Source organism: Leptolyngbya sp. AN10, assembly GCF_050565645.1.
Classification (GTDB): domain Bacteria; phylum Cyanobacteriota; class Cyanobacteriia; order Leptolyngbyales; family Leptolyngbyaceae; genus Leptolyngbya.
This window is the reverse complement of sequence record NZ_JBNXVP010000010.1, coordinates 48,340-60,904: the sequence shown is the minus strand read 5'-3', so window position 1 is coordinate 60,904 and position 12,565 is coordinate 48,340. Positions and strand designations below refer to the sequence as shown.

At 47.0% G+C, this 12,565-nt stretch carries 14 protein-coding genes; 2 read left to right on the top strand and 12 right to left on the bottom strand.

All coding sequences use genetic code 11. From position 1 onward, the window contains the following. Positions 1-44: 44 nt before the first annotated feature. The 3 genes from ACQ4M5_RS15860 to ldpA form a co-directional block, all read right to left on the bottom strand. Positions 45-1,133 (bottom strand): histidinol-phosphate transaminase, encoded by a 1,089-nt coding sequence (locus ACQ4M5_RS15860; protein WP_430676611.1) that lies wholly within the window; start codon positions 1,131-1,133, stop codon positions 45-47. 111 nt (positions 1,134-1,244) lie between these two features. After that, positions 1,245-2,981, bottom strand: coding sequence for a R3H domain-containing nucleic acid-binding protein (locus ACQ4M5_RS15855; protein ID WP_430676752.1), 1,737 nt, complete (start codon positions 2,979-2,981; stop codon positions 1,245-1,247). Positions 2,982-3,149: 168 nt separating this feature from the next. After that, positions 3,150-4,244: a circadian clock protein LdpA gene (gene ldpA / locus ACQ4M5_RS15850; protein WP_430676610.1), complete on the bottom strand. Its 1,095-nt coding sequence runs from the start codon at positions 4,242-4,244 to the stop codon at positions 3,150-3,152. Between the two features lie 165 nt (positions 4,245-4,409). Here ldpA and ACQ4M5_RS15845 point away from each other — a divergent pair, with 165 nt between their 5' ends. Both ACQ4M5_RS15845 and ACQ4M5_RS15840 read left to right on the top strand, forming a co-directional pair. Further along, positions 4,410-5,576 (top strand): AAA family ATPase, encoded by a 1,167-nt coding sequence (locus ACQ4M5_RS15845; RefSeq protein WP_430676609.1) that lies wholly within the window; start codon positions 4,410-4,412, stop codon positions 5,574-5,576. Continuing rightward, a complete protein-coding gene (locus ACQ4M5_RS15840) occupies positions 5,573-6,175 on the top strand; it encodes a DUF4276 family protein (RefSeq protein WP_430676608.1) in 603 nt (200 codons plus the stop codon). The genes ACQ4M5_RS15845 and ACQ4M5_RS15840 overlap by 4 nt, the downstream gene beginning before the upstream one ends. Positions 6,176-6,420: 245 nt before the next feature. Here ACQ4M5_RS15840 and ACQ4M5_RS15835 read toward each other — a convergent pair whose 3' ends face one another. The 9 genes from ACQ4M5_RS15835 to argB all read right to left on the bottom strand — a co-directional run bounded on the left by ACQ4M5_RS15835 (position 6,421) and on the right by argB (position 12,486). Next, a complete protein-coding gene (locus ACQ4M5_RS15835) occupies positions 6,421-6,624 on the bottom strand; it encodes a hypothetical protein (protein ID WP_430676607.1) in 204 nt (67 codons plus the stop codon). Positions 6,625-6,638: 14 nt separating this feature from the next. Continuing rightward, the gene (locus ACQ4M5_RS15830; protein WP_430676606.1) at positions 6,639-7,043 is read right to left on the bottom strand and encodes a secondary thiamine-phosphate synthase enzyme YjbQ; all 405 of its coding nucleotides are present in this window, start codon (positions 7,041-7,043) and stop codon (positions 6,639-6,641) included. A gap of 44 nt (positions 7,044-7,087) precedes the next feature. After that, on the bottom strand, positions 7,088-7,642 hold the full coding sequence (locus ACQ4M5_RS15825; protein WP_430676605.1) for a hypothetical protein: 555 nt from the start codon (positions 7,640-7,642) through the stop codon (positions 7,088-7,090). 287 nt (positions 7,643-7,929) lie between these two features. Further along, positions 7,930-8,631 carry a response regulator transcription factor gene (locus ACQ4M5_RS15820; protein WP_430676604.1) on the bottom strand — a complete coding sequence of 234 codons (702 nt, stop codon included), beginning with the start codon at positions 8,629-8,631 and terminating at the stop codon, positions 7,930-7,932. A 262-nt stretch (positions 8,632-8,893) separates the two neighbouring features. Next, complete coding sequence (locus ACQ4M5_RS15815; protein WP_430676603.1) at positions 8,894-9,430, bottom strand: hypothetical protein; 537 nt, start codon at positions 9,428-9,430, stop codon at positions 8,894-8,896. 42 nt (positions 9,431-9,472) lie between these two features. Further along, the gene (locus ACQ4M5_RS15810) at positions 9,473-9,919 is read right to left on the bottom strand and encodes a hypothetical protein (protein ID WP_430676602.1); all 447 of its coding nucleotides are present in this window, start codon (positions 9,917-9,919) and stop codon (positions 9,473-9,475) included. A 37-nt stretch (positions 9,920-9,956) separates the two neighbouring features. Next, positions 9,957-10,490, bottom strand: a complete 534-nt coding sequence (locus tag ACQ4M5_RS15805; RefSeq protein WP_430676601.1) for a Uma2 family endonuclease — start codon at positions 10,488-10,490, stop codon at positions 9,957-9,959. A 12-nt stretch (positions 10,491-10,502) separates the two neighbouring features. Then, a complete protein-coding gene (locus ACQ4M5_RS15800) occupies positions 10,503-11,552 on the bottom strand; it encodes an alpha/beta hydrolase (protein ID WP_430676600.1) in 1,050 nt (349 codons plus the stop codon). Between the two features lie 40 nt (positions 11,553-11,592). Continuing rightward, positions 11,593-12,486, bottom strand: a complete 894-nt coding sequence (gene argB / locus ACQ4M5_RS15795; protein ID WP_430676599.1) for an acetylglutamate kinase — start codon at positions 12,484-12,486, stop codon at positions 11,593-11,595. Positions 12,487-12,565 lie beyond the last annotated feature (79 nt).

The window sequence follows — 12,565 nt, the reverse complement described above, 5'->3', positions numbered from 1 at the left end:
GTTTACTCAAAATCTCAGAGAGCTTACAACCCGTAAGCTCTTTTTTAGTGTTTGAGCAAAGCAGAGAGTCGATCGAACATTCGCTGATTTTCGTCAGGTGTTCCGATCGTGATTCGCAATCCGCCCCCAGTATGCCGAATGATCGTGCCTTGCTGTCTTAGTCGATCGCAAAGTTCAGCTAAATCTTTTGTCGATCGAGCATAGATAAAATTGGCATCACTCCGCCAAGTCTGCAAATTCGGAAGCTGTTCTAATTGGGCTTGAATCTGCGATCTCTGTTCCAACAATTCAGCTACGACTGCCAAAAGAGAATGCCGTTCCGATAAAGCGAGACGAGCAGCGGAAATCGAGAAACTTGGTAAGTTAAACGGTAAGCGCATTTTTTCCAAGGCTTCGATTAATTCGGGATGAGCGATCGCATATCCAACTCGATGCGCTGCCAACCGAAACGCCTTGGAAAACGTTCTCAAAATCACCCAGTTCGGATGCGCTGATAGTTCTCCTGCTAAAGTCGTCTGACTAAACTCGAAATACGCTTCATCAATGACGACAAGAATATTCTGCGGCAAGCTTCGCAACCATTGGATTTCTGCTTCTCTCAGCGCATTTCCAGTCGGAGAATTCGGATGTACGACGAAAACGACTCGAATCGGATTTGTTTCGATCTCAGTTTGCGCCTGCGTTAAATCAATCTCAAAATTGCTCTCAGAGCGATCGACACTAATCACCGGAATTCCTAAAGTCTTCGCCAAAATCCCGTACATTGAAAAGGTCGGATTTGCGACTAGAATCGAACCTTCGCCATTCAAGCAAGTAGACATTAACAACGATCGAATCAATTCATCCGATCCGTTGCCGACTGAAATATTCGGATTGGTAAATTCTGTGTTTGCTGTTTCGTTGACGTATTCTGCGATCGCATCTTTCAGCGCTAAGTATCCGCCATCTGGATACCGATTCGATTCGATCTGAGTTTGCCAAGTCCAAGCGAGTTTTTGCTTGAGTTCTTCAGGCAGATCATACGGATTTTCGTTTACATCTAATCGATCGGGGTGATCGAGATGAGCGTTATCCGTGTGCTGCGTGTTGTATGCCGCAAATTGAGCCAGATCGGAGCGAATGAACTCAAGCATGATCGAAATGACGAAAATGAGTAGAGATTCGAGTTTATCAGGTAGGGAGTAGGGAGTGGGGGGTAGGGGAACTTTAATTTGGTTCTCCCCACTCCCCACTCCCCACTCTTCTTACGCTGGATAAATCCGCAATCGTCGATTCGGTTCCTCACCAAAACTACGCGACTTCAGACGATAATGCTCCACTAATTCGTGCTGCATCTTTCGCACCGTTGCCGATCGAGGTAATAACTCCACAGGTTGCCCTTTCGGAATCACAATCTGTTCGACTGCCAGTCTTGCTTCTTCGAGTGCTTCAATCTCGTCCTCATTGTCTCCTCGAACAATCAGACTCAACTCAGCTTCACCGGGCACACCGGGTTCATCCATGTTTAAAACCCGTCGAAGCGCGATCGCAATTTGAGGAACGCTATTTGATTTCACAGTATGAATCGGAATCTGACGAGTTTTTGCCAGATGACGCAGTTTGGCATGGTTTTTGACGTGCGATCGTAAAGCCAACACCGCATCGGCTCCTTCCATATCTTTGGTCAACAACACAGGCAAATTCAGCGTTTGAATCACCTGATCAAGTTGCTGCCGACTGACTCCATACGGATAAACGTGCAGCGGCAATTCCTCGCCGTTTGGACCCGGAAACGATTCGGCTTCAACCGTATCGAAACTGCGTCCCAAAGACTCATCTAGCATCCTTTCAAACGATTGCTGTTCAGGAGTCAGAGTGCGAACATTACTCTGACTTGAAACCGCTTTCATTCGACCCGACGATCGCCATCCTCGCGGCTGATTCGAGAAATAGTTGCCAATCTCAGGAACGGCTTGCGGACGGCTCCGGGGTTCGGGTGCTTGTGGCGTTTCGTGCGTAATCGTCACATTGCCTTCGTCGTCGGTGGTGCGAGTTTGTGGATTCGGCTGTCTACCGCGCAAAAGAATGTCGATCGTGTCCGAAACCTCTTCATGCACGACCCATTTCTGCCGCTCCATCATTTCGACAGCAATATCAAAGGTCGGTGGCGCTTTCCGTTCAAGCACACTCTTCTGTGTTCCTCGTCTGCGAGCCTCTTCGTCTCCCAACGTGACCGACTGGATACCGCCAACCAAATCTGAAAGTGTTGGGTTTTTGATCAGATTCTCCAACTTGTTCCCGTGAGCGGTTCCAACCAGTTGCACACCGCGTTCTGCGATCGTTCTCGCCGCGAGTGCTTCCAACTCAGTTCCAATCTCATCGATCACAATCACTTCTGGCATGTGGTTTTCGACCGCTTCAATCATCACTTGGTGTTGAAGTTCAGGACGAGCCACCTGCATTCGACGAGCACGACCGATCGCGGGATGCGGCACATCTCCATCGCCTGCAATTTCATTAGAAGTATCGATAATCACGACTCGCTTATCGAGTTCATCCGCCAACACCCGCGCAATTTCCCGCAGGGCAGTCGTTTTACCCACACCCGGACGACCCAGCATGAGAATCGATCGACCACTTTCGACCAAATCGCGAATCATCCCGATCGTGCCAAAAATCGCCCGTCCCACACGACAGGTTAGACCAATCACCTCGCCGCGACGGTTCCGAATTGCGCTAATCCGGTGCAAGGTCTTCTCAATCCCTGCACGATTATCGCCCCCAAAGTCGCCAACTTTTCTCGTACTTTCTGCCAGATCCTCTTTCGTAATCGGCGTATCCGACAGATATTCAGCTTTGCCAGGGAAACGAGCTTCAGGGAATCGTCCTAAGTCCATCACGACTTCGACTAAGCGATCGAGTTGGGGATGTTGCAGTAAGCGATCGCGTAAATGAGTCGGAAGGATCTCTAAAAGTTTCGTTAAATCGTCAGTAGTTTGCATCCGGTTTTCATCTGTAGCGGTCAATTCGGTGTCAGGTGACTGACTAAAATCGGACTGAGCGAAAGGAACGGGACTATATTCTGCCATGTGTTCTATGTCTGGGAGAAAGAGACAGGGAAAACTGTCTTGTGATTAGGGTAGGGGATCTTGTTTTCTCTCTGGTGTATGTTAAATCACTTGTAGGATACGATTGGGTGATTTAATTTGACTCACGAGCGGGGCTGCAAGTTCAACAGCTTGCCAGAGCAGATCCGGAACGGTTTCGATTAAAACGGTCGATCGACAGTTCAAGGGCATCATTTCCATCGCTTCTAACTGATTCAGCACAGGTAACAGTAGACTCCGAGCGTAACTCCCGTAAGCAATTCCAGACACCCACCTCGAAACGGATGTTCTATTTCTATTGTGCAACATTCCCAACGCTTCTAGCTTGGGGACTGTATGGCGGTTTGTACCTCCTGCGAGTTGAATATATCCGGGTATCTCTGTGGAGAGAACTTTTTCACCCAATTTCACACAAGCACGGGTGGCTCCGTCTCCAATGTCGCCGCTCATCGGTCTACCATCAGTCTGCCAAATTAATTCACAAGGCAAGGGCTGAATCAATTCATACAGCGACCATAGATATTCGATGAATCCGTCTCCATCCGGGCAGCTAATCGCAATGAGTTTCAATCGATCGACCCAAGGCGCGATCGAGTTCCACAATCGTTTGAAATCCTCAATTCGCCCAATTTGCGTATGAATTTCGATCGCATCAATTCCCGCCTGCAACAACATTGGCGATATCACTTCAGGCGCGTATACGTATGAACGAGTTGCAATGTGTCCAATCGGGCAAATCGGCACACAGCGACCGCATCCATAACAGCGATCGTCAATCACACCAGAATGATTGATCGCCTCTGCTGGACAGATTGATTCACAAGGTCTTGAACAATCCGGAGGACAGAGTGCCGGATTAAATTCAGCTTTGCGAAAGTGTGGATCTTCACCGTCATTCAGACTGACCATGAGCCACGGAAGCGAAGGATTATAACCGCGATCGCGGGCTTGATCTGAGAATTGATTCGCGATCGCTAACGCTTCTCGTGCGGTAGATACGATCGCTGGATCTGCGGCAACATCAATACAATCTGCCCCGGCAAGCGCATACACCAAAGCGAGGGTGCGAATGGCAGGGAGATGCTGGAAACTGGCTCCACAGATGAGTTTGAACCAGTGTCCTTGTTTTAGCGATCGTCGGGGCGAATAAAAATCCATCACTCCTCTATGCTAATGCGGCAAGGGTGATTTTTGGCGATTAATTTTTCAGGGCAATTCGATTTTTAGCCAATCTTGTTTCAACCATCTTCTTAGAAAACTCAATATAGATATACTTGGGATGATTTGCACTTAACAACTCAATCAATCTTGGTTCTTAAAAATATGGTAAATCGCAAGGATGGGTTTGAAACTATATCAGTAAAAGGATTTCGTCGTCTTCAACACATTGAGCTTCAAATGAGAGACCTCATGGTAATGATTGGTCCAAATGGAGCAGGGAAGACTTCTTTTTTAGATGTTCTTTCTGTACTGGCTGCTTCCGGCAATGGAACCCTACGAGATACGCTGCAACTTAAAGGCGGTTTAACAGAGGTTTTAACAAGAGGTAAAGCGCAGGATCTTGAAATTGGTATCTCGATGAGAGTCTCAAACCAGGAACCATTAAAGTACGGCTTTACGTTGTCTCCCTCTCCCAATAATCTTGTCGCTTATGAAATTACCAATGAAACTCTCACTCAGCAGCGCGATCCAAATAAGCGAGAGCCGCTCAAATACATCGACTCACATGGTGCAGATATTAAATATTTTGAGGGTGGTAGCGGTCTAGTAAGACCGAGTTGGGAGCATGACCCTTTTGAAACGTCACTTTCTCAGGTTCCCAAGATGTATCGTGAGCCTGAAAATTTAAGAAAGAGCCTAGCTGGTTGTACTTATTATGGGGCACTCGACGTGTCTGAGAAAAGCCCAATTCGGCTTCCTCAACCGATGCGCCCTGCAACCTTGCCAGGTGCAAGAGGTGAAGATTTAGTATCTTCTCTGTACTATCTTCAGCAAACTAATCGAGACAGGTTCGAGATGATTGAAGATATTCTTGGTACGGCATTTCCAGACTTTAAACGCCTAAACTTTCCCCCGGTTGCAGCGGGAACGCTTTCCATGACTTGGACAGACAGAAACTTCACTAAAGATATTTACATCCATGAGTTGTCAGAGGGAACACTGCGCTTCTTGTGGTTGACAGCATTGCTTCTAAGCGAAAGTCTAACAACAATTACATTGCTAGACGAACCAGAAGTTAGTTTGCATCCTGAACTTCTGAGACACTTAGTATACTTAATGAGAGAAGCTTCAAAGCGAACACAAGTTGTAGTGGCGACGCATTCAGACCGATTAATCCGATTCCTTGAACCGCGCGAGATTTTAATTTGCGATCTAGAAGAAGGTGCAGCAACAATGACTTGGGCTGACACACTAGATTTGGACAGGTGGCTAGAGGAATATACTCTTGACCAAATTTGGGCAATGAATTTGATGGGAGGTCGCCCGTGAAGATTGCCATTTTGGTCGAGGGTGCGACGGAAGTCGCTTTCAAAGGGAAACTTTGTGCTTTTCTGAAAACTCGGTTGGATCAGAGGATGCCCAGACTAACGTTCATCCCGCAAAATGGTCGGATTCCTAAAGAGGATAAACTCAGACGGGTTGTTGAGAATTTGTTAGCCGGGGCAAATGCTTATGATGCTGTGATTGCTCTAACAGATGTTTATACAGGAACTAATGATTTTCGAGATGCGAATGACGCTAAAGACAAAATGCGTGAGTGGGCTAACAATCCACAATTTTATCCGCACACTGCGCTCCATGATTTTGAAGCGTGGCTTTTACCCTACTGGTCAACTATTCAGGATTTGGCAGATCACAGACGTTCTGCTCCCAGTGGCTCTCCTGAAGCAGTGAATCATCATAGACCTCCGTCCTACCACATCAGAGAGATCTTCCGTGCAGGACGACGGCAAGACTACAGCAAGCCGATTCACGAAAAGAAAATTCTAGAGAAGAATGAGTTGATGTTGGCAATTCAGGCTTGTCCGGAGCTAAAAAGTTTTGTTAATACAATTCTAGTTCTTTGCGAGGGTGAAGTGATTCCTTGAAATTACTTCAAAAACCTGACTTTGTATAAGGATCAGATAATAGACGAGAAACTTTCAAGACTTAAAATATCAGGCTTCAAGTCCGCTTAATGCGCAATAAGCTTGAATCAGATTATGGGTGGATTGCTCAAGATTCTGAGTAAAAGCAAAACGCGATCAAAGAGGCATTCGATCGATTCTTTACCCTTCTAGAAGAGTTTCGCAAACAGAATCCACCGCAAACATCGATCGAGCAACCAGAACCCCTAAAGATCAGTTGACGAATTCTGCCGCTGCTGTCGAATCTGCTGCATGACATCGGCAACGGTCAGATCTTCAAGCCATTGATGTCGATTGCAGGTATAGTTGCCATTTCCTCGATCGAACTGCTGCAAAAACCGCACCATTTCAACAGAACCCAAAGCTTCTTGTAGTACTTCCCAGACCCGATTAAGAAAAGCAATACTCATAATGTTGTGTGGTTTCAATCAGCAACAATTCGGAGCCAGACTTGGCGCGATCGAGGTCCGTCAAATTCACACACATGAATCGACTGATACTGCCCTAGTAATAGCTTCCCATCTCCGATAAACACGGTTTTCGATTCCCCAATCAAAGCTCCTTTGATGTGAGAAGGCGCATTCTTGTTCACGGTTTGATGCAGGTATGGGAGATCTTTGGGAATTAAGCGATCGAGTGCATCCAACAGATCGATATGCACATTCGGATCAGCATTTTCTTGAATTAGCACAGCAGCAGTCGTATGTGGAACATAGATTGTGCAAGCACCTTCTAGAATGCCACTCGCAGTCACCGCTTCTTGAACTTGTGGAGTGATATCGATGATCTGCGTTTTCGATCGTGTTTCTAACTTGAACTCCCGCCGCATTGTGCTCTTCCAAATCGATTTGAGTCAATCATCCCACGAGTGGTTTACTGTTGTTCAGCATTGTCGATCGCTTGCTGTAACTCTTCTCGATTCATCTTGCTCCGTCCTGGAATGTGAAGCGTTTTTGCTTGCTCATACAGTTCGGCTTTGGTCAAATCGCGATCGTCTTCGTGATGATGTTCGGCTTCGTATTCGTGCATTGCTTTCTGAGCAGCGGGTGGCAGTTCGACATACTGTTCACCATGTTTTGAGGCTTCTTCTTTGGTGCGTTCTGCTTCGGCTTTTTCGGCATCGCTGAGTTTATCCCAGACGGCTTTGGGCAAATAGCGTTTGGTAACATCCCCTTCACGAGCGCGATCGCTGCCGTCTTCGGTTTGCCAGTCGGCTTCTGTCCATTCTTCTAAAGATTTTGCTGCTTCGTCTTTTTCTGACTGTTTATAGCTGCCGCCGCGCTTCTCGTATTCGCGCACTAGCATTTGGCTCTTGCGGGCTGACCATTGCCCCGATTCGCCGCCTTTGTCAGAGTTCAACAGTTCCTCTTTGATTTGGCGGCGCAGGTCTGGATCGGTGTACTTGTCTTCGTAATGATCTCCGCTCATAGTGATTCATGCACAGGACATGCTTTTCATTCAAGCCAGTTCTGTGATGATTTCGTCTGTCGAAAGAGCGACTTAGAGGATGTTGGAGAAGTATAGAAAGATTCTTCACTGCGATTGCGTTCCACCCGTGATTAGAAATCACGGTCTATCGGAGAAAGTCCCCTAAAGGGGACTGAAAGCCAGCCGTCAGATACTCTTCAGTCTGTTTCAACAGACTTGTTCCGATAGCCCCGAATTCCATTCGAGGGGCGATCTAGGCGATCAACGATTGCTTTTCAAACACCCTCTTATAGCGGAATTCGGACTTTGAGCTTGCCTCGGAGCAGATTGATTTTGGCAGGATTGAGATATTCCTGCAAACCAGAGACTTCATTCAAGAGAGAAGTACTGCGGGCACATTCTTCTTCCAAGATTGCGATATAACGATCGAAGTCTTTGCTCGATAGATTCTGCTTCAGCATATAGGTCGCGATCGTAATGTTCGAGACGGGATGCCGCAAGCCTTGAGAGAGTTTTTGCAGCAAAACGCTGTTCATCTCTGCAAGTTCTTGAGCAGTTTGGAGTTGTTTGTCGATCGATTCGGATTCTTGAATCTGCGCTTCGTGTTGGCGAGATAAGCGATCGTATTTGTTCAAACAGCTTTGCACTGCACCGATCAATTCTTCTTGAGTGAAAGGTTTAGTCAGATAGTCATCGGCTCCGAGTTCCATTCCCATTCGGATGTCAGCCCGTTCAGAGCGCCCGGTTAAGAAAATGAATGGAATTGTGGCAGTCTCTTCCTGTTGCCGCAATTCGCTGAGAACGCCATAGCCATCCAGTTCGGGCATGACGACATCGCAAATCACCAGGCTAGGGAGCGCTTCTTTTGCTAACTGCAACCCCGCCAGACTGCTACTGGTCGTCAATGTTTCGTAGCTCTGTAGCTCTAGAATTTCCTCAATGTTTTCTAGAATCTCTGGATCGTCTTCGATTACCAAAACACTGCTCATCGACTACCCCGGCTTTTGCACTGATACAGGTTGCATGACAAAGCAAACGCGATCGCGTTTTACACATCACATTACTTTCGTAGATCGACACCCTTAAACCCTGAGAATGAGCGACGAATTTCTTTTCGTAAAGTTCACTCTGATTACAGTACATCTTACATAAGAACTCGATTGATTTCAGTATGATTCGGTAGAAATTTTAGAGTTCTTTTAGAGAAATTGAGCAACAATACGGAGGGCTTCCGTACAAACCGCGTATTCTCTAACTAAACCAAATTAATCCAGCGACGATCGCAATTCCCGCTCCAAGTGCGACCCAGATAAACCCGTTGTCTTTGGTGTTGACCTGGCTTAAATCGACTTCTTCGGGCAGGATCGGGGGTTTCTTTTCGGGTCGTTTCCGAGGGGCAGTGGGGGCGAATTTGGAGCGACCGAAATCACGATCGGATTCGTTTTCATCGATCGTTCCCAAGTCGGGAATCTCCGTGAGCCATTCGGGGCGCGATTTCAATCTTGGGGCTTCGAGAATGTAGAGCAGGCGTTTTCCCTGTCTGCGCGTGGTGAGATCGGGATGCTGACAGGCTTTACGGCACAGGGTTAAGGCTTCCGAGCGTTGTCCTGCGGCTTCGTAAGCGGTAACTAGCCAGATTTGCATCTCGCCGCTTAGTTTAGAACTGGGTTCGACCAGGGCATTCGATCGCTCTAATGACATTACTGCTTGCCGATAGTCGCCTCGCTCAAAGGCAGTTTTTCCGGCTTGATATTCTCGCACTGCAAGGTCACGCTGTTCTGTCGTCATGCTCAAAAAATTCATTACACCTATTTTTTAGCGTATCGAACTCTAGGCATTCTGTTCACCGGACTGAGTTTGTAGCTCTGAAGGTAGAGCAGAATTTTGGGTATACGATCGAACTGCATTCGTATCACCCCAAGCGACCTGTTCACAAAGCGTTCGTGCGGCTCCAAGCTCTTGCCCTTGAACATCAAAGAGTTCTGCCCAACCGTCATCGCCATCAGTATTAACTGTGACTGAATAGACCTCTTGATTTTGAATTTTTTCTTGAGCGATTGAGACTGAACCCCAATCAGCGGCGGCAACTTGATCGAAATAGTAGTTGTAGGCATCTAGAACAGGCTGAGGAATCGTCGATCGTACTTTTTCGTCACTGACATCCAAAGCGATCGACGGATTTGCCTGAAAGGACTGAACTTCGCTATCTTGCGTTTTGTAAGCTGCGGCACGTTGATTTGCCCAGATTTCTCGAATGGTTTCGGCTCGATCGCTCATAGCTCAGTCCTGATTGATTTGTGATGCAGATTGTAACTTACGCGATTAATTCATCAACGGAAACGGTAAAACCCGGTAATACTTTCTGAGTGCTAACCGTTTCACCTAAAGATCTAAGCACCTGATTTTCCGCCGTAATCACCAAAACGTATTGGCTTTCTGGAAATACTAACCAAATCTCCTGACAGTGCGAGGAAAGATACTCTCGAACTTTGGTAAAAACTTCTTCTGCCTCATCAGTAGGAGAAATAATTTCAGCAATTAATAGAAAGCTGTGAGGTAGAACTTTGAAGTTTCCATATTGAGCAACAAGGTCAGGTGAAAGATAAGCAACATCAGGACATCGAACTCTATCAACAGTTCGACAAGGTGTTTCTGTGTAAATCTCTCCACCGAGTTGACTAGACTCTTGATAGTTCCCCCAATATCGTGCGAGTCTAGCCTGGATTCGTCCTGTTTTTGCATTCATATCCGGTTTCGTAACGATCTGCCCATCGATCCATTCGGCACGGTCAATCGGATTCTCCAAAAAAACTTCTAATGAAATCGGGGGAGCAATTGCGATCGACATTTCGGTTCTCCTTTAGCTCATATCAGCATCCCAACTCGGATTCCGCTTAATTACGATTTCCCGTTTATCGATCATCGTCATCAAAGCAGGTAAATCCGGTGAGGCTTTACTGGTTAATCTCAATTCTGCAACCGCTTGATTGCAAGTCTTCCCTTGAGTCATGCGGTAAGCAATTTCCTCAATTTCTGCCCAAGTTAAATCACTTTGCACAAATGCTTTTGACATTACATTGAGGAGATTTTCCCAATTGTTGCCCTCCGCCTTAGTCAGCATCGTATGAGGAATGTTTAAGACTCGATCGAAGGTGTAATACCAAGTTTTCGGCTGACGCGCTAAAAGATTTTCAAACAAGGTTTGGTGATCGGGATTGCTCACAGCTTGATCCGCTTCAGTGGAAATTACGAACATTGGGGAAGATGCGGCAGATCTCGATCGCTTTAACACTTCGCTGCCCAAATCGAGGAACACTCGCAAATCTGGGAAAGTAAAGCCTTTGTACCCGATCGAGTCTCCAGGCGTTTCGGGTTGCCAAGCAAAATAACCGCTCAATACTTTGACAAAGAGATCCACGACTTTATTGCTACTGCTGAGATAAGCCGCGAACAATAAAGCTCGATCGATTTGATCCGGTTTTTCAAGTGCCAACCATGCCGCTAGAGTTCCACCGCCAGACAATCCACCGACGACGACTTTATCGCCGAAGCTTTGAGCCTGTCGAAACCACTCCAGCGCAAACTGTTTGTAAGTGTTGGTATCTTTTGGTAGTGGGGGCGGATTTTTGCCATTCCAATCGCCTGCCTGACCATGCCCCGGTAATCGAGGAATGATCACGTTGTAGCCCGCTTGATAAAACGTCCGCGCCATTGGCAGAAATTGATACGGACCCGCTGTGAACCCGTGAAAGAACAGGCACACTTTCGGAGTCGGACCGGAATGAAGAAGAAACTGCGATCGGCAAGCATCATTCCGAATCGGCAGGCGATCTTCTTGGAATCGGGTACGGAGCGGGAGAGAATTTGCTGCGATCGAGTAGTTGATTTGAGTCAAAAAATTATTGGGCATAGTTCAGGAGATGCAAACAATATCTTCAGAGTGCCCGACTCTACATCATGAACTCAGAACCGACGAGCATTGAACCCGTTCCTTCATCGGTAAAGATTTCGAGCAAGAGCGAGTGCGGCATTCGTCCATCTACAATGTGTGCTGCTTTTACACCCTGTGCTAACGATCGTACACAACAATTCACTTTCGGAATCATCCCGCCTGAAACAATGCCGTCATCGATCAGTTTCCGCGCTTTCTGAATATCTAATCGGGGAATTAACGTAGACGGATCTTTGTAGTCGCGCAGAATTCCAGCGGTATCGGTGAGCAGAATCAATTTCTCGGCTCCTAACGCCGCTGCAATTTCACCTGCAACTGTATCTGCATTGATGTTATAAGCTTGTCCAGTTTCATCCGCAGCAACACTCGAAACGACTGGAATATGACCATCTTTGACCAAGGTTTCTAGAATCTGAGGATTCACTCTAGTCACTTCTCCGACAAAACCAATTCCTTCCTCATCGGCAGGACGCGCTTCAAACAATCCGCCATCTTTCCCACAAAGTCCAACCGCTGATCCGCCTGCTTGATTAATCAACGACACGATCTCTTTGTTTACCCGTCCGACAAGTACCATTTCCACAACATCCATCGTGGCGGCATCCGTCACGCGCAATCCGTTCTTAAACTGAGCTTCGATTCCTAACTTATCGAGCCAAGAGTTAATCTCAGGACCGCCCCCATGCACCAGAATCGGACGCAAGCCAACACACGCCATAAACACGACATCGCGAATGACTCTTTCTTTGAGGGCGCTATCCTTCATCGCTGCACCGCCATATTTCACCACGATCGTGCGCCCGGTGAACTGCTGAATATAAGGAAGCGCTTCGCTGAGAATCCGAACGCGAGTTTCTGCGGCACTTTCAAGGAATTCGGTATCTTTGAGCATGGAACCCATCGGTAAAAGTGATCTGATATACGATCGCGTACTTTACCACCCTCAGATCGTGATCTAAGTTACCTTTTGG